16 protein-coding genes are annotated in these 17641 nt (G+C 61.4%); 9 read left to right on the top strand and 7 right to left on the bottom strand.

Annotated features, from left to right (window positions below; all coding sequences use genetic code 11):
• Positions 1-2 precede the first annotated feature (2 nt).
• Positions 3-1133, bottom strand: a complete 1131-nt coding sequence (locus SU48_RS01885) for a pyridoxal phosphate-dependent aminotransferase (protein ID WP_064013767.1) — start codon at positions 1131-1133, stop codon at positions 3-5.
• A gap of 246 nt (positions 1134-1379) precedes the next feature.
• On the opposite strand from SU48_RS01885, the gene SU48_RS01880 reads away from it, so the two are divergent.
• Positions 1380-1994, top strand: coding sequence for a LysE/ArgO family amino acid transporter (locus tag SU48_RS01880; protein ID WP_064013766.1), 615 nt, complete (start codon positions 1380-1382; stop codon positions 1992-1994).
• Positions 1995-2050: 56 nt separating this feature from the next.
• Here the strand turns inward: SU48_RS01880 and SU48_RS01875 are convergent, their stop codons facing one another.
• Entirely contained in the window at positions 2051-3160 is a 1110-nt protein-coding gene (locus SU48_RS01875; RefSeq protein ID WP_082869611.1) for a GGDEF domain-containing protein, read from the bottom strand.
• 260 nt (positions 3161-3420) lie between these two features.
• Between SU48_RS01875 and carB the strand changes: the two genes are divergently transcribed.
• Both carB and SU48_RS01865 read left to right on the top strand, forming a co-directional pair.
• Positions 3421-6492 (top strand): carbamoyl-phosphate synthase large subunit, encoded by a 3072-nt coding sequence (gene carB / locus SU48_RS01870; protein ID WP_064013764.1) that lies wholly within the window; start codon positions 3421-3423, stop codon positions 6490-6492.
• A gap of 82 nt (positions 6493-6574) precedes the next feature.
• Positions 6575-6976, top strand: a complete 402-nt coding sequence (locus SU48_RS01865) for an excalibur calcium-binding domain-containing protein (RefSeq protein ID WP_064013763.1) — start codon at positions 6575-6577, stop codon at positions 6974-6976.
• 102 nt (positions 6977-7078) lie between these two features.
• Here SU48_RS01865 and msrB read toward each other — a convergent pair whose 3' ends face one another.
• Entirely contained in the window at positions 7079-7543 is a 465-nt protein-coding gene (gene msrB / locus SU48_RS01860) for a peptide-methionine (R)-S-oxide reductase MsrB (RefSeq protein ID WP_064013762.1), read from the bottom strand.
• An 81-nt stretch (positions 7544-7624) separates the two neighbouring features.
• On the opposite strand from msrB, the gene SU48_RS01855 reads away from it, so the two are divergent.
• Entirely contained in the window at positions 7625-8413 is a 789-nt protein-coding gene (locus tag SU48_RS01855) for a DsbA family oxidoreductase (protein WP_064013761.1), read from the top strand.
• Positions 8414-8875: 462 nt separating this feature from the next.
• Here SU48_RS01855 and ftsH read toward each other — a convergent pair whose 3' ends face one another.
• The gene (ftsH, locus tag SU48_RS01850) at positions 8876-10726 is read right to left on the bottom strand and encodes an ATP-dependent zinc metalloprotease FtsH (protein ID WP_082869609.1); all 1851 of its coding nucleotides are present in this window, start codon (positions 10724-10726) and stop codon (positions 8876-8878) included.
• Between the two features lie 279 nt (positions 10727-11005).
• Here ftsH and dnaK point away from each other — a divergent pair, with 279 nt between their 5' ends.
• From dnaK to SU48_RS01830, 4 genes are all read left to right on the top strand, one after another.
• Positions 11006-12895 carry a molecular chaperone DnaK gene (gene dnaK, locus SU48_RS01845; protein WP_064013760.1) on the top strand — a complete coding sequence of 630 codons (1890 nt, stop codon included), beginning with the start codon at positions 11006-11008 and terminating at the stop codon, positions 12893-12895.
• A gap of 265 nt (positions 12896-13160) precedes the next feature.
• Positions 13161-13820, top strand: coding sequence for a nucleotide exchange factor GrpE (locus tag SU48_RS01840; protein WP_064013759.1), 660 nt, complete (start codon positions 13161-13163; stop codon positions 13818-13820).
• Positions 13821-13827: 7 nt separating this feature from the next.
• Positions 13828-14076 (top strand): VF530 family protein, encoded by a 249-nt coding sequence (locus tag SU48_RS01835; RefSeq protein ID WP_064013758.1) that lies wholly within the window; start codon positions 13828-13830, stop codon positions 14074-14076.
• A gap of 284 nt (positions 14077-14360) precedes the next feature.
• Positions 14361-15302, top strand: coding sequence for a DnaJ C-terminal domain-containing protein (locus SU48_RS01830; RefSeq protein ID WP_064013757.1), 942 nt, complete (start codon positions 14361-14363; stop codon positions 15300-15302).
• A 12-nt stretch (positions 15303-15314) separates the two neighbouring features.
• Here SU48_RS01830 and SU48_RS01825 read toward each other — a convergent pair whose 3' ends face one another.
• Positions 15315-15974 (bottom strand): IS630 family transposase, encoded by a 660-nt coding sequence (locus tag SU48_RS01825; protein ID WP_157451050.1) that lies wholly within the window; start codon positions 15972-15974, stop codon positions 15315-15317.
• Entirely contained in the window at positions 15878-16390 is a 513-nt protein-coding gene (locus SU48_RS01820) for a winged helix-turn-helix domain-containing protein (RefSeq protein ID WP_064013755.1), read from the bottom strand. The genes SU48_RS01825 and SU48_RS01820 overlap by 97 nt, the downstream gene beginning before the upstream one ends.
• Before the next feature lie 91 nt (positions 16391-16481).
• Between SU48_RS01820 and SU48_RS01815 the strand changes: the two genes are divergently transcribed.
• Positions 16482-17117, top strand: coding sequence for a LysE family translocator (locus tag SU48_RS01815; RefSeq protein WP_064013754.1), 636 nt, complete (start codon positions 16482-16484; stop codon positions 17115-17117).
• Positions 17118-17176: 59 nt separating this feature from the next.
• On the opposite strand, the gene SU48_RS01810 is transcribed toward SU48_RS01815, so the two are convergent.
• Entirely contained in the window at positions 17177-17599 is a 423-nt protein-coding gene (locus tag SU48_RS01810) for a CBS domain-containing protein (RefSeq protein ID WP_064013753.1), read from the bottom strand.
• Positions 17600-17641: the final 42 nt, after the last annotated feature.

Raw genomic sequence — 17641 nt, 5'->3', positions numbered from 1 at the left:
ACTCAGGCAGGGGTCTGCACCGCGTACCTGCTGAGGCTGTCCAGCGCCCGCTCTATTTCGGGCTGGGATTTGCAGAAGGCGAGGCGCAACAGACCGTCTGGCGCGGCATGTTGGGCATAAAAAGCCGCGCCGGGAATGACAGCCACGCCCGCTTGCCTCACCAACGTATCGGCTGTCCAGTGGGGATGGCGGGCGGTCAGAAAATACGTGCCGCTCGGCACAAATACGGTGGCCCCCAGTTGCCGCAGGCCCGACGCCAGCAGGCTCATGCGCTGGCCGTAGCCTGCCCGCAGGCCCTCATAAAATCCCGATTCGCGGGCAAGGGGCAAGGCCGCCGCCACCGCCACCTGAAACGGCGTGGGCGCACAAAAAGACCCGTTCTGTCGAATGGCCGCCAGCATCGGCGCAAGCCCCGGCGGGCAGGCGATCCAGCCCACGCGCCAGCCGGTGGCCTCCAGCCGTTTTCCCGCGCTGCCCACCGTAAACGTGCGCTCGGGGGCCAAGGTGCGAAACGACGTGGGCTTGTCTCCGAAATACAACTCGTCGTAGACCTCATCGCTGATGATCCAGAGATCATGGGCGCGGGCGAGGGCCACCAGTTCGGCGCATTCGGCGGGCGTGAAGACCGTGCCAGTAGGATTAAACGGGCTATTGAGCAAGATTGCCCGCGTCTGGGGCGTCACCGCAGCTTGCAGGGCGTCCATGTCCAGCGTCCAGCCAGAAACGTCGTCTAGGCGCATGGGCACGGTTACAGGTCTGGCCCCCGACAACCGCGCTTGCGGCAGATACACATCGAACACCGGCTCCAGCATCAGCACTTCATCGCCGGGGCCATACAGGGACAGGGCCAGCACATTCAGCGCCTCCGTCGCGCCCGAAGTCACTACCACGTCTGCGCCGTCTACACCCAAATCTGTGCCGATGGCGTCGCGCAAGATGGGCAGGCCTGCCGGGGGCGCGTACTGATCCCAGCGGCCCAGTGCGCCCCGCGCCGCGTCCAGCAGGAAGGCCGGGGGCGCGTCGGACGGAAAGCCCTGCCCCAAGTTCACCGCGCCGTGTTGCAGGGCGAGGCGGCTCATCTGGGAAAAAATACTTTCCGAAGAAGCGCGGGCGCGGGGCAGGAGTTCGGGCATAGGTGCAGTCTGGGCGTAAGCGGAGCGGCGGCGGGCGGGGTGGTTCAGACAAGGGGGGGTGTTTAAGCTGAGATTTTGGGTGAACCCCCCCGTTGCTGGCGCAACGCCCCCCCTTAAAGGGGAGGACTAAACATCTTTTGCGCTCCCCTCTAAGGGGGGCTGGCTGCGAAGTAGACTGGGGGGTCTGCACGCAGCGTCTCTATAACTCAGCGAGAAGCAATCTAACCAGTCAGGTATCTTAGGCCTGTGCCTCCCTTCCTGCGCGGTTTGACCCTCGGTTTCTCGCTGATCGTGGCGATTGGGCCGCAAAATGCCTTTGTGCTGCGGCAGGGGCTGACGCGGCAACATGCGCTGTTGGCCGCGTTCGTGTGTGCGCTAGCCGACTCGCTGCTAATTACCTTGGGCGTGCTGGGCATCGGCGCATTTTTGGCCCGCAGTCCGACGCTGACGCTCATCGGCACGCTGGCTGGCGCGGCGTTTTTGCTGTGGTACGGCTGGCGCTCCTTCAGGTCGGCGCGGCATCCTGTGGCCCTCGACACGGCAGGGCAGACGCAGCAATCGCCCCGCGCCGTGTTGGCAACCGCCCTCGCGTTCACGTTCCTCAATCCGCACGTGTTTCTTGACACTCTTGTGCTGATCGGCGGGGCGAGCGCGGGCCTGAGCAGCAGCGGACGCCTCGGCTTTTTGGGCGGTACCCTGCTGGCGTCTTGGGTTTGGTTTTTTGGCTTGGCATTGGCAGGCCGCCAACTGGCCCCCGTCATGAAAAACCCGCGTGCATGGCAAGTGCTGGACTTGATTATCGGCGTGATGATGTGGACTATCGCAGCGGGGCTGGTGTGGGGGGCGGTGCAGGGGAAGTAGGTCAGATGCGCCCACCAACCAAGTCACTCTGACCGATTCCTTCTCTCCCATTCGTGTTATTCGGAGTCTTCAGGGGCCACAGCAACCCGGTTGCGGCCCCCGAATTTGGCCTGATACATCAACCCGTCCACCCGTTTCAAGGTCTGCGCGACGGGCTCTTCCGGCCACCGCGCCGCAACCCCGACACTGACGGTGATCGGCAGGCCATTGGGACACAGCCGCTGAAGGCCCGCCCGCAGGTCTTCGGCCCACACCACGACGCCTTCAGCAGGCGGCTGACGCAGCAGCAGCAGAAATTCTTCGCCCCCCCAGCGCCCCACCTGAAGATGCTGGTGGCCGGACGCGTGGGCGCTCGTCAGGCTCGCCAGATACTCCCCCACCCCTTGCAGCACCGCGTCACCCTGCTCATGCCCGTAGGTATCGTTGATGGATTTGAAGTGGTCTATATCCAGCAGGGTCATGACCGCTACCTCCTGCTCAAGCTGCGCCATCAGACCCCGGCGGTTCAGAATGCCCGTGAGTGGGTCTGTTTCGGCCAACTTGTGGATAGATTGGGCAGCTTGTTCGGCCAACACCACCGCCCGCTGATACTCGCCCACCAACATCAGGGGAATCAGAGTAATCAGGGTGGTCAGGTCGGTCACCAGCCGGGCAGAATGCAGATCAGTCCACTCAGAGCGCGACAGCAGCAGCCACGTCAGCACGGCATGAACCGAAAAAGGCACGGCCAACAGGGGCAAAAGCGCCCGCTGCGGCACCATCAGGCTGAGAATCACCGCCCCCAGCAAAAAGACCGGCCCATACGTGATCACGAACTCACGGCTGGGCAACACGTCAAGCATCAGGAACAGAGAGTCCCACAAGATCGTGTAGGCGAAAATACCCGTCGCCATCAGCAGTTCGATGACCCGGAGCCAGCGTGTCCAGCGCAGACAGAGCAGGGCGATCAGCGCCACCAAGAAGCCGAAGGCATTGATGAACAGCTGAATCTCGGAGACGCGCGGATCTGATTGCGGCAACAGGGCCGTGATGACCAACATCAGCAGCGACATCAGGAGACATACGCGGTAGATGCGCTGCTTGGCCCGGTGAAGCTGCGGGGTATCGTCCCAGCGCCGCCCAAAAGGTGACCATCTTGCGAGCCAGACGAACACATTTTTGGGCATTCTCTTTCACCCACCCTCGGTGTTGGCCGCAGCTGGCCGCGCCAATGCCTGTGCTGAACTGCTCTCCCCTGAACTGCCCCGCACTGAAGGCCGCCGAACCGAAGGCCACTGGCTTTGGCCCAAGCTCCCCAACTTCCAACTTCACGATACTGCGTCTTACCTGACTGGCCTGTATATTAAATCTCAGTTCTTACGCTGCATAACCTTGCACGCCGCTCCCACCTCAGGCGGCCCCAACCGTGCCATACTCTTTCTCTGGAATGCCTAAGCGAACTGACCTCCAGACGATTCTTATTCTCGGTAGCGGCCCTATTCAGATCGGGCAGGCCGCCGAGTTCGACTATTCGGGAACGCAGGCGCTGAAGGCCCTGAAAAATGAGGGTTACCGCGTGGTGCTGGTGAACTCGAATCCGGCCACCATCATGACCGACCCCGATTTGGCCGACGCGACCTACCTAGAGCCGCTGACACCCGAATTCGTGGAGCACGTGATTGCCAAAGAGAAGCCGGACGCCCTGCTGCCCACGCTCGGCGGCCAAACCGCCCTGAATCTCGCCATGGAACTGCACGAGCGCGGCACGCTTGCCAAATACGGCGTAGAACTGATCGGCGCGGGCGTGGAGGCCATCAAGAAGGGCGAAGACCGCGAACTGTTTCAGGCCGCCATGAAGAAAATCGGCATTGAGACGGCACGCGGCCAGATGGTTCACAGCATGGAAGAAGCTGTGGAGTACCAGAAGGAAATCGGCCTGCCCATCGTGATTCGGCCTAGCTTTACGCTGGGCGGCACCGGTGGCGGCATCGCACATACCTACGAGCAATTCTTGGCGATCACGGAAGGCGGCCTGCGCGACAGCCCCGTGACCTCCGTGTTGCTGGAAGAAAGCATTCTGGGCTGGAAGGAATACGAGCTGGAAGTGATGCGCGATACCGCAGACACGGTGATCATCATCACGAGCATCGAAAACTTCGACCCGATGGGCGTGCATACCGGAGACTCCATCACGGTGGCCCCGGCGCAGACCCTCAGCGACGTGGAATACCAGCGCCTGCGCGATCAGTCGTTGGCGATTATTCGGGAAATTGGCGTGGCGACGGGCGGCAGCAACATTCAGTTTGCCGTAGACCCCACCAATGGCCGCGTGATCGTGATCGAAATGAACCCCCGTGTGAGCCGCAGCAGTGCGCTGGCGAGTAAAGCCACCGGATTCCCGATTGCCAAAATTGCCGCGCTGCTGGCGGTGGGGTATCACCTCGACGAACTGACCAACGACATCACCCGCGTCACGCCTGCGTCGTTTGAACCCAGCATCGATTACGTGGTCACCAAGATTCCGCGCTTTGCCTTCGAAAAGTTCCCCGGCACATCCGACGCGCTGGGCACGCAGATGCGGAGCGTGGGCGAAGTCATGGCGATTGGGCGCACCTTTAAGGAGAGCCTGCAAAAAGCCATGCGCTCGGTGGAATCCGACGTGCGCGGCGCGTTCGCGGCCATGACCGACGAGGAACTACGCGGCCTGCTGTACGGCAATCCCCGCCGTCTGGAAGCGGTGATCGAACTCTTCAGACGTGGCGAAACGCTGGAGCAACTGTTCGACGCCACCAAAATAGACCCCTGGTTCCTGTCCCAGTTGGCCGAAATCGTGGCCGCCGAACGTGAAATCGCGGCGTTGGGGCCGATGGCCGAATGGAAATACGAGCTGTGGCGCGAGATCAAACGGCTGGGCTTTTCCGATGCCCGCTTGGGCGAACTGGTGGGCCTGACCGAGCTGGACGTGCGCCGGATTCGCAAGGACGCCAAAGCGACGCCCGTGTACAAAACAGTGGACACCTGCGCCGCCGAATTCGAGGCCCACACGCCGTATCACTACTCCACCTACGAATGGGAAGACGAGGTGACGCACACCGACAAGCCCAAAGTGGTGATTTTAGGCAGCGGGCCGAACCGGATCGGGCAGGGCGTGGAATTCGACTACGCCACCGTGCATGCGGTCTGGGCCTTACAGGACGCGGGCTACGAAACGATCATGATCAATTCCAACCCGGAAACGGTCAGCACCGACTACGACACCGCAGACCGCCTGTATTTCGAGCCACTAACCTTTGAAGACGTGATGAACATCGTGGAGCACGAGAAACCGGTGGGCGTGATCGTGCAACTGGGCGGGCAGACACCGCTGAAACTGGCGGCACGGTTGGCGGCAGCGGGTGCGCCGATCATCGGCACGTCACCCGAAACCATTCACGAGGCCGAAGACCGCGCCAGCTTCAATTCGCTGTGCGAGCGCCTCGGCATCCGGCAACCGCTGGGCAAAGTGGCCGCCACCCCCGCCGAGGCCCGCGCCCTGGCCGCCGAACTGGGCTTCCCGCTGATGGCTCGCCCCAGCTACGTGCTGGGGGGCCGCGCCATGCGCACGGTTCGCAGCATGGAAGAACTGGTCACCTATCTGGACGAGGTGTACGCGGCGGTAGAAGGCCAGCCGAGCATCTTGCTGGATCAGTTTTTGGAAGGGGCGCTGGAACTGGATGTAGACACGCTCTGCGACGGCCAGATTGCGGTGGTGGCCGGGATCATGGAACACGTGGAAGCCGCCGGAATCCACAGCGGCGACAGCGCCTGCGTGCTGCCCCCGGTGAGCCTGAGCGCGGAACTGCTGGCAGAGGTGAAGGCGACGACGGAGCGGCTGGCATTGGCGCTAGGCGTGCGCGGCCTGATGAACGTGCAGTACGCGATTAAAGACGGCCTGCCCTACATTCTGGAAGCCAACCCCCGTGCCAGCCGCACCGTGCCGTTCGTGTCCAAGGCCATCAATCACGCGCTGGCAAAGAGTGCTGCCCGGATCGCGGTAGGACACACGCTGGAGCAGATCGGCTTTACCGAGACCCCAACGCCCTCCATGTACAGCGTCAAGGAAGTTCACCTGCCGTTCCTGAAATTTGCGGGCGTGCAGCCCATTCTGGGGCCAGAAATGAAAAGCACGGGCGAGAGCATGGGCATAGATGCAGACCCGTATCTGGCGTTTTACCGGGCGCAACTGGGGGCCAAGAATTACCTGCCCTTGTCTGGTACGGCCTTGCTGCTGGGCACGGGACTGGACGGGGTAGCCGCCACGCTGGAAGGCGCGGGCCTGAACGTAATTCGGGAGCGCGACGGTGAGACGTTGCCTGACCTGCTGATCGACGTGACCGAATCCAAATTGCTGCGGCTGGCGCTGGAACGCGGGGTGCCCATCGTATCTACGCGGGAAGGTGCGGAGTGGACGGCTAAGGCGATTGCGGCAGCGGTAGGTGCAGAGTTGGGGGTTAAGAGCTTGCAGGAGTGGGTGAGCTAAGCACAACCTCAGCCGCCTTTCTTCAGATTCCCCCAATCCCGTTCGTCAGCCCCTCTTCACCTTCATGTGACATCTTGTTCTCATGAGAACCTATGTCCGAATGATCGCGTTGGCGGCAGCTTTGATGGGGATGTCGGAGGCGGCGACGGCGCTGACCACCGCCACTTCCAACCTGCGGCGCACGCCTACCACCACAGGCGCAGTACTGGCAACCGTGCCCAAAAACACGCTGGTGCTGGTGGCCTGCTCCGGGTCTTCCCAGTGGTGCCGCACCACCTACAAAGGCACGGCAGGCTACGTGGCCCGCTCGCTGCTGAAACCCGTGACTGGCAGCGCCCGCCTGACCGGAGACGGCACCGTGTATTACCGCACCTGTACGCAAATGCGGGCGGCAGGCGTGGCCCCGGTCAAACTGGGCGAGCCTGCCTACCGCACCGCGTTAGACCGCAACCAGAACAGCATCGCCTGCGAACGCGGGGAGTAAACCGTAAGTGGTGAGTGGGAAGTGGGAAAAGCCAAACACCGCGTCAGCCGTAGAAACTGCAATGGAAGAAGGCCGCCCACATCATCGGGGCGGCCTTCTTCCCTATTTATTAGAGAACAGACCCGCGAATTCTCCGTAGCCTTGCGCTTCCAGCTCTGCGACAGACACAAAGCGCAGGGCCGCCGAATTGATGCAGTAGCGCAGGCCGCCTGCTTCCTGTGGGCCGTCGGGGAACACGTGGCCGAGGTGGGAATCAGCTTGCGTAGAGCGAACTTCGGTGCGGGCATAGCCGATCTTGTAGTCGGTGTTTTCGGTCAGGGCTTTGCCGGGAATGGGCCGCGTAAAAGAAGGCCACCCGCACCCCGCGTCGTACTTGTCGAGGCTGCTGAACAGGGCTTCGCCCGACACCACATCCACGTAAATGCCCGCGCCGTCGTGATCCCAATACTCGCCTGTGTAGGCCCGCTCGGTGCCTTCGTGCTGGGTCACGCGGTACTGCTCCGGCGTAAGGCTTTGGCGCAGTTCGGCGTCTGTCGGCTTCTGAAAGTCAGGCTTTAAAGAGGTCATAAATCAGTGTACGGGGCGGGCCGAATCCGCTTCGTAAGCCTGCTCTCTGCCGGGGCTATGCGGACGTGCCAGACTGAACGTATGACTGCCCTTCCTGCTGGCCCCCAACCCCTGCGCGTGGATATTTGGTCTGATATTGCCTGCCCTTGGTGCTACGTGGGCAAACGGCGCTTCGAGACGGCGCTGGAAGGGTTCGCGGGCCGGGACGCCGTGGAAGTGGTGTGGCATGCCTTCGAGCTAGATCCTTCTGCCCCAGTAGAAGAGACCCGGAAGATGCGCGACATTCTGGGCAGCAAATACGGACAGGGCTCGGCGGGCGCTCAGGCCATGCTGGACAACATGACCCAAACGGCGGCGGCGGAAGGCTTGGAGTATCACTTCGAGCGGCTGGTGCCCACCAACACCTTCGATGCCCACCGCGTCATTCATTTGGCTGCCCACGAGGGCAAGCAGGACGCCATGAAAGAACGCCTGCTGGCCGCGTATTTTACGGAAGGGCAGCATGTGGGCAGCCGCGATACGCTGGCAACATTGGCCGCAGAAGTGGGGCTGGACGGGACGGCGGTGCGGGCTGCACTGGACACCGACGCCGGGGCCGCCGAGGTGCGGCAGGATCAGGCACAGGCGCGGGCTTACGGCATCAGCGGCGTGCCCTTCTTTGTGCTGGGCGGCAAATACGGCGTCAGTGGCGCACAGCCCGCCGAAGTGTTGCGCGGCGCACTGGAGCAACTCTGGGCCGAGCTGAATCCCGCGCCCCTGACCATGCTCAGTCCGGTGGCCGGGGCAGAAGCGGCGGAAGGCTGCGAGGACGGGTCTTGCGCGGTGCCGGAAAAAGCTGTACCAGAGCGGGGCGCGGGGCAGGAAGCGTAAGTGATGGGAAATCAGTAGTGCAAGAGGCTTTGACTTTAAATGCTCATTGGCCCGTTCTTCTCATTAAAAATCTGAGGAACTCGAAGGCATCCCGGAATCTACCTTCCCCACCTAAAATGGGAATGAATTTCTCTTCCGAATTTCCACAAACGACTTTTATACCGTGGGTGTCGCTTTTGATTCCACTGTCGCTGTGCAGTGATAGAGAAGTTATTTCACCAAACTCAACCATTTTAATTTCGCCGCAGTTAAATATTTTAATATAAGTCTTGAATATGGATATGCAAGACCCATCTTTATTAGTATATACCCCAACACAACCCTCTTCACAGTCGCTCAAAGAAACTTTAGTGTCGAAACAAGATGAATAGTTTTTAAGCCTCCCCAGAATCTTTCTTGCCAATAACTCCGTCGTGTTAACGGTACTGCTTGATCTTGTTTTTACAATCACTCAATCTCCCTTTACGCTGGGCCGGGGGTCAACTCCCCACTCGGCGCGGGGCCGTCGCCACCACTCACAGGGGGCGCTTCCAGTTCCGGCAACAATCCGCCTGCCAACACGGTTCGTACATCGTCTCCGCTGAGGCTTTCGCGCACCATCAGTTCGTCGGTCAGGCGGTGCAGCACGTGGGCATGCTCGGTCAGCAGGGCGTGGGCGCGGGCATACTGAGAATTCAAAATCAGGGCCGTCTCTAGGTCAATGGTCTGGGCCGTATGATCGCTGTAGTTGCTGGGCTGAGGGCCGAAGCCGAGATAATTGGAGCTGTCCTGCGCGAGCGCCAGTTGCCCTGCGCCCGACATGCCCCATTCGGTCACCATGCGGCGGGCGATGGAGGTGGCCTTCTGGAAGTCGTTGGCGGCTCCGGTGGTCACGTGTCCGGTGGCGACATCCTCGGCGGCGTGTCCGGCCAGCGCCACACAAATTAGGTCAAGGAGGGCGGCGCGGGTGTGGTGCATCCGGTCTTCGGGCGTGTACAGGGCAGAACCCAGCGAACGCCCACGCGGAACGATGGTCAGCTTGTGGGCTTTGTCGGCATGTGGCAACAACTGGGCGGCGAGGGCATGTCCGACTTCGTGGTAGGCCGTCACCTTGCGGTCTGCTTCTCTGACCACGAGGCTGCGGCGTTCCGGCCCCATCAGCACCCGGTCACGCGCCTCATCCACATCCCGCCCGGTAATCCGCGTCCGCCCTTCCCGCGCCGCCAAGAGGGCCGCTTCGTTGAGCAGATTCTCTAAGTCTGCTCCGACCATTCCCGCTGTTCTACGGGCGACCAGAGCCAAATCCACACTGGCATCCAGCGGCTTCTTGCGGGCATGAATCCGCAGCACCATTTCCCGGCCCCGCACATCCGGTGCGTCGACCACCACTTGACGGTCAAAGCGTCCGGGCCGCAAGAGAGCCGCATCCAAGACATCGGGTCTGTTCGTGGCGGCCAAGATAATCACTTCTTGTCCACTGCCGAAGCCGTCCATTTCCACGAGCAATTGATTGAGGGTCTGTTCGCGTTCGTCGTTGCCACCCTGAAGACTCACGCCACGTTTGCGCCCAACAGCATCTATTTCGTCGATGAAGACGATGCAGGGCGCACTTTTTCTGGCTTGCTCGAACAGGTCACGGACACGGGCGGCCCCGACGCCGACGAACATTTCCACGAAGTCGGAACCACTGATGGAGTAGTAGGGCACTTTGGCTTCTCCAGCCACAGCTTTCGCCAACAGAGTCTTGCCGCTCCCGGGAGGGCCGACCAAGAGGACGCCGTGTGGAATACGTGCGCCGAGTTGGTGGTAGCGCTCGGGGTGACGGAGGAATTCCACGACTTCTTGCAGGTCTTGCTTGGCTTCGTCGCATCCGGCCACGTCGGCAAAGGTCTGTTTGATCTGGCCCTCCGCGATCACCGCCGCCTTCGATTTCCCAAATTGACTCGCCGCATCGGTGCCGCCGCCCTGCCGCCCACGCAGCAGCAGCACGATCAGGCCGCCGATCAGGGCCAACGTCAGCAGCGCACTGATGACCGTGAGGGCGCTGATGCGGGACGCCTGCGCGTAGGTGACATTGACGCCTGACGCCTGCAACGCCGTGAGGGTAATCAGCGGATCAGCCGCTACCGTGCGGGTTCGGTACTCACGCCCATCGTCCAGCACGCCCGAAATGGCCGCCGTATTGTTCTGGAAGGACACCACCGCCGTCTGCACCGTGCCGTTGTTCAGGGCATCGGTAAATTCAGTCAGCGGCAATTCGCTGCCCCGGCTGCGCGGCGTGACTACGCTGATGAGGAGCAGCAACGCGACCACGCTGGCCGCCAGCCCCCACATCCAATTCGGACGTTTCACGGCTGCGGCCCCTGAGAGCTTGGGCTGCACATCTGCTGGCTGACCACAGGCGACATGCATCAGTCTATGCCGACCCGGCAGGATGAATATGGAAGAAAAGGGGGAAAGTTCGGGCCGCGCCTCGGCCTTCATACCGCCTTGAAGTTGAGCGCACCACACTCAACTCTATTGACTGTTCTCAACTGTGCCACTATGATGATCCAAGTTTAGAACTGCTGTTCTCGTAGCGGCAGAATCTTATCCACTCAAGGAGTCAAATACATGCCAAAAGCAGTCGGAATCGATTTGGGAACCACCAACAGCGTTATTTCGGTGATGGAAGGCGGACGCCCCGAAGTGATCGTGAACGCCGAGGGCGCACGCACTACCCCCAGCGTCGTGGCCTTCAAGGGCGACGAGCGCCTCGTGGGGCAGATCGCCCGCCGTCAGGCCGCGCTGAACCCGCAGGCCACTATTTTTGAAATCAAGCGCTTTATTGGCCGCCGCTGGGACGAAGTATCTCAGGAAGCGGGCCGCAGCCCCTTTAAGGTGAAGGAAGGCGCGGGCGGCAGCGTGCGGGTGGACGTGAACGGTAAGGAATACGCCCCCGAACAGGTCAGCGCGGAAGTGCTGCGCAAGCTGGTGGCCGACGCCAGCGCCAAACTGGGCGAGAAAATCGTGGACGTGGTCATCACCGTGCCCGCCTACTTCGACAACAGTCAGCGTGAAGCCACCAAGCAGGCGGGTGAAATTGCAGGCCTGAACGTGCTGCGCGTCATCAACGAGCCTACGGCTGCTGCACTTGCCTACGGTCTGGAGCGCAAGGGCAACGAAACCGTGCTGGTCTTCGACCTCGGCGGCGGTACCTTCGACGTGACGATTCTGGAACTGGGCGACGGCGTGTTCGAAGTGAAATCGACTTCAGGCGACACCCACCTTGGCGGCGCGGACTTCGATCAGCGCATCGTGGACTGGCTCGCCACCGAGTTTCAGAAGGAAAACAGCTTCGACCTCCGCAAAGACCCGCAGGCGTTGCAGCGCCTGATCGAAGCCTCCGAAAAGGCCAAGATCGAACTGTCCAGTGGCTCCGAGACCACCGTGTCCCTGCCCTTCATCACCTTCGATCCTGAAACGCGCACGCCTCAGCACCTGGAGCGCACGCTGACCCGCGCCAAGTTCGAGGAGTTGACCGCCGATCTGCTGCGCCGCGTGCGTCATCCGGTAGAGCAGGCATTGGCCGACGCCAAGATGAGCGCCAGCGACATCAACGAAGTGATTCTGGTGGGCGGCTCTACCCGGATTCCTGCCGTGAAGCGCATCGTGAAGGACATCACTGGCAAGGAACCCAACGAATCGGTGAACCCCGACGAAGCCGTGGCACTCGGCGCTGCCGTGCAGGCGGGCATCATCATGGGCGACAGTAGCCTAGGCGATATCGTGCTGGTGGACGTGACCCCGCTGACGCTGGGCGTAGAAGTGAAGGGCGGCATGATTGCCCCGATGATTACGCGCAATACCACCGTACCCGCCAAGAAGACTGAGATTTACACGACGGCGGCCAACAACCAGCCTGGCGTGGAAATCAACGTGCTGCAAGGCGAGCGCCCGATGGCGAGCGACAACAAGAGCCTTGGCCGCTTTAACCTTGAGGGCATTCCCCCGATGGCCGCCGGACGCCCGCAGATCGAAGTGACCTTCGACATCGACGCCAACGGCATTCTGCACGTGACGGCCAAAGAGAAGACCAGCGGCAAGGAAGCCAGCATCCGCATCGACAACACCACGACCCTCGACAAGAACGACGTGGAGAAGATGGTGAAGGAAGCCGAGCAGAACGCTGCCGCCGACAAGATTCGCAAAGAGAAAGTGGAGAAGCGCAACAACCTCGACTCCTTGCGCGTGCAGGCCCTCAGCCAAATCGAGGAGAGCGCCGGAGCCGACCAGAGCGCCAAAGACACGCTGAAAACCGCCGCTGACGAAGCCGAAGAAGCCGTTCGCAGCGACGACGACACCAAGATTGCCGACGCCCAGAAGAAGCTGGAAGAAGAACTCCGCACCTTTATGACGGCGGCTCAGCAGGCCGCGCCCGCAGCAGATGGCGGCGGCGTGGACTTGGGCAAAGACAAGAAAGACGACGACGTGATCGACGCCGATTTCAAACCGGCTGACTGAAATTCTCGGAGTCAAGCCTGAGCTTGACCGAGCGGACTGGCACAGCGCGCAGCGAGCGAGTACCGAAGAGAATGCGCCGCAGTGAGAATGGAGAGTTTTCGGTGATGTTCCGAAAAATCGTAATGTCAACTGCGGCGCATTCAAGCGTCCCACTCCAGAAGTAGAAGATCAGAGGGGAGAGGACGGCCTACGCGCCACCCTCTCCCCTATTGACTGCCGCCGCACCCTACACTGACGCCTAATGTTCCGCAGACGAGGTAAACCCATGACCCAGAACGACGACACCAACAATGCCCCGAAAGAAGCGCCGACCAAAGAAGCCAAGACCATAGATATGGACGGGCTGGATATTCCGGAAAGCGACACCGACAACATGGAAGAAGACGTTGAGTTGATGGACGCTGACTTGATGGATGAGGACGGCGGCTTTCCCGGCATGGATGAAAATATGTTCGGGCAAGTGCAGGAAATGATGGCGAAGCTGCAACAGGCCGATGAATTGGAGAAGGAAAACGCCGACTTGAAAGGCCGATTGGCCCGCCTTGCCGCCGACTTCGAGAGCCAGCGCCGCCGCTTGCAGGGCGAAGTGGACGCCGCGCAGGGTCAGGGCATTGCCAAGGCCGCCGAAAGCCTGATGCCCGTGTACGACGACCTTGACCGCGCCGTGAGCATGGGCGTGGGCGACCCCACCAAGCTGATTCCGGGGATGCAGGCGGTACAGGCGACCATGTTGCGCGTGTTTGGTGGGCTGGGCCTAGAAGTGACCGGGCGCGAGGGCGAGACCTTCGATCCCCAGTGGCACGAGGCGTTGCAAGTGGTTCCCGGCAACGCCGACGACATCATCGTGCAGGTCTATCAACTCGGCTTCCGCATGGGAGACCGCCTCGTGCGACCCGCCCGCGTGGTAGTCAGCAAGCAGGGCTGAAGCCGCCATGACTGCCCCTGATTCCATGCCTTCCGACCCCATGCACGGCGTCACGCTGGCGCAGATTCTGGAGCGGCTGGTGGACGCTTACGGCTGGGAAGGCATGGCAGACCGCGTGCCCGTGCGCTGCTTCGAACTGAATCCCAGTATGCAGAGCAGTCTGAAATTCCTACGCCGCACGCCTTGGGCACGGGCCAAAGTGGAAGCCCTGTATCTGGAATTGGTGCTGGGCGGGGCCGGGTTTACGGGGCGATAGCGCAACCGATGCGCTCACTTCCCCCCCTCCCAGCCTCCCCCGCAAGGGGGAGGAGTGAAAACAAAGTTTTCTTTGCAGCCTGTAACATCGTGCCTACAGATGTTGTTCAGCTGGCTCCATATGGAAAGGACATCGTTTCCTTGGGCTTTTACTCCCTCTCCCCTTGCGGGGGAGGGTTGGGGAGGGGGAAATGAGCGTAGCGATTGCCCTTTTACACACGGCCTACAGAAAGAACTGCCCCCCAACACCTCAGACGCCCCTCACTTCAAAAGGAGACGCCCCACATGGCCTACAAAGACTATTACGACGTGCTGGGCGTGTCCCGCAGTTCATCTGACGCCGACATAAAAACCGCTTACCGCAAACTCGCCAAGCAGTTTCACCCCGACAAAAACGCGGGCGACGCGGCTTCCGGCGAGAAATTTAAGGAAATTGGCGAGGCGTATGCCGTCCTGAGCGATCCCGAAAAACGCAAGGTGTACGACCAGTTTGGGCACACCGGACAGGTTCCCCCCGGTTACGGAGGCGGCGGCGGCGGCTTTCAGGGCGGCGATTTTGCGGGCTTCGATGCCAGCCAGTTCAGCGACTTTTTTCAGGGCTTGTTTGGCGGCGCGGGTGGGCGGCGGCCCGGTGGCGGCGGGGCATCCGGCATGGGCGGGGCAGGCTTTCCCGGTGGCGCTCAGGTGAATCTGGAAGACCTGCTGGGCGGCGTAGGCGGCACGCAAGGCAGACGATTTGTTCAGAATGTGGAAGGCGAATTGCAGGTCACGCTGGCCGAGGCCTTTTCCGGCTCCGACGAAGTGATCAATGTGGACGGCAAACGCCTGAGCCTGCGCGTTCCCCCCGGTACCCGCGACGGCGCTCGGCTGCGGCTGGCGGGGCAAGGGCCGGGCGGCGGCGATATTCTGTTGACCATCCGGGTGCTGGAAGATGGCCGCTTTGATCTGGACGGCGACGACCTGACCACCAGTGCCGAAGTGCCCGCCCCGGTAGCCGCCTTGGGCGGAGATATTACAGTGCAGACGCTGAACGGCAAAGGCAAACTGAGCGTGCCACCGGGCAGCAGCGGTGGCCAACGCATGCGCCTACGCGGGCAGGGCTGGCCCAAAAAAGAGGGCGGGCGTGGTGACCTGTACGTGCGCCTGAATATCACGCTGCCCAAAACGCTGACGGATGAGGAAAAGGAGCTGTACCGAAAGTTGCGGGAGTTGCGGAAAGAGGGCTAATACGAATTCCGATTAATTCTGACACAAAGGCCACCAGTGGAAGAGGGTGTGTTGGGTGATGAGGTCAGGTTGGGTTTCGAGCCACGCACACTGCTCTCCGAGCACAGTTTCCAAAGCGGCGAGGTTTTGCGGACAGGTGTTGGCGATGGTGGCATCGGTGAGGTGCCAGACGCGTTCGACAGGTTGGAGTTCTGGCGAGTACGGTGGTAGGCGCACAATCTCGATGCCTGGGGGATGTCCCTGCAGGGCAGGGACATGGAAGCCACCGTTGTCTTCCACCACCACGACATGATGATCTTGGCCCGCCCCCACACTCTGAGCAAAGGCGGCCATGACCAGCCCATAGGCCTGCTGATTGAGCGTTGGCATGATCCAGAAGCGACTTTCGCCGGTCTCTGGGTTGACAAAGGCGTACACATAGAGCCATTCGTAACGGGGGTGCACCGGGCAAATGAACGGCTGCCCGGTGGGTGCCCACGCGGTGCGAAGGATGGGCTGGAGGCCCAAACGATGTTCGTCCATCGCCCACAGCGAGACCCGAGGATGGAGACGCTCCGCACGGCGGAGCGCCTCCCCTAGCTCTTTGTTGTAAACGCTTCTTTCGCTGCCGGATCGCCTTTGACATGCTGTGGGCGGGGTTTTTGTGGGGAAAACCCTGCGGCACGCATAAATTCATAGGTGCGACCCAAATACACCTCTTTGCCAAACTGCTCTTTGATCCACTCTTGAACCCGCTTGCCTTCCCACACCACGCCCTGCTCGAAATCGGCGTGCAGCTGAGCCGCAAGTGCTTGTTGCTCTTCGGCAGTCAAGACGCGTGGCGCACCCCGGTTGTCCCGCCGTCCATCTGACAAGCCCTTCAGACCCAAGCGGTGGTATCGGTCAATCACGTAGCGAGCCGAGCGCACTCCATATTGGGTGATGTCCATGACATCACCTTCACTTCGACCTTCCGCCAGCAGCGCGAAGAATTGCGCCCGTCGTCGCTCCACCGCACAAGTACTCACGCGGTAAATCGCCCAGAATTCGTCAGCCTGATGCTGAAACTTCACCGGAGAATAGAACTTGTTGATCTCCCAGTCTGGCATCTTTATTCGGAGTCCGTATAACCCCCCGCTCAAGGGGAGGAAGTAGAATGGCCGCTTGACTCTTGGCCCCGCACCTGCGTAACTGAACGGCATGCCTGACCTGTCCTCGCTGGCCCTGTTTGCCGTCGCCGCGCTCGCGTTGCTGATCATTCCCGGCCCCGCCGTGCTGTACATCGTGGCGCGTTCGGCACATCAGGGGCGGCGGGCGGGGTTCCTGTCGGTGCTGGGCGTGCAAACAGGCGGGCTGGTGCATGTGCTGGCGGCCACCGTTGGGCTTTCGGCCATTGTGTTGTCGTCGGCGGTGCTGTTCAGCGCCCTCAAATATTTGGGGGCCGCGTACCTGATCTACATCGGCATCCGCACGCTGCTGGCGCGAGATGAAGTCAGCGACACCGACTTGCCCCTGCCCAAAATTCAATCTATGAGTCAGCTGTTCTGGCAAGGCGCACTCATCAACGCGCTGAATCCCAAGACAGCGTTGTTTTTTCTGGCCTTCCTGCCGCAGTTTGTTCAGCCGGAGCGCGGCCCGGTGGCCCTGCAAACGCTGACCTTCGGCCTGCTGTTCATCTGTTTGGCGGTGTGCAGCGACGGCTTGTATGCCCTGTTGGGCGGCAGCCTCGGCTCGCGCCTGCGTGGGAATCCGGTGTTCGCACGGCGGCAGAAGTACGTGACGGGCGGCATTTACATTGCACTGGGCGTAGGCACGGCAACGGCAGGGCACAAGTAGCGGCAGGGCAAAACGGGCCATTTCTCTACAGCGGAGAAGTGGCCCGTGTGGTGTCTGGTTCAGCCGGTGGGCTGGCTAATGCCCTGAAGGGCCTGCTCGTCGGCGCGGCCTGTGGCGTTGGTAGCCAGGTCAGCCAGAGCCACGATGCCCACCACTTTGCCGTCTTCAGTGATCGGCAGGCGGCGCAACTGGCGGTTCGACATCTCCTGTGCGGCGTCCTGCACGCTGCTGCTGGCGTCCATCGTAAACACGTTGTCGCTGGCGTAGTCGGTAATGGCGCTGCCCAGATCGTGCCCATACGCCACCGCCCGAATCACGATGTCGCGGTCTGTCACGATTCCGGCTAGGCGTTCGCCGTCCATGATCAGCACGTTGCCGATGTCCTGTTCTCGCATCAGGGTCGCCACTTCCTTCAGGGTCGCTCCGCCGTCAACGGTGGTCAGGTCACGGGTCATGATGTCCCTCAGTGTCAGTTGCGTCATGTCTGTACCGTACTCGCCGCACAGTTGGCGGGCATGGGAATG

The sequence above is a fragment of the Deinococcus puniceus genome, from assembly GCF_001644565.1.
Lineage (GTDB): Bacteria > Deinococcota > Deinococci > Deinococcales > Deinococcaceae > Deinococcus > Deinococcus puniceus.
The sequence above is the reverse complement of the archived record's forward strand: the minus strand, read 5'-3'. Positions and strand labels throughout refer to the sequence as shown.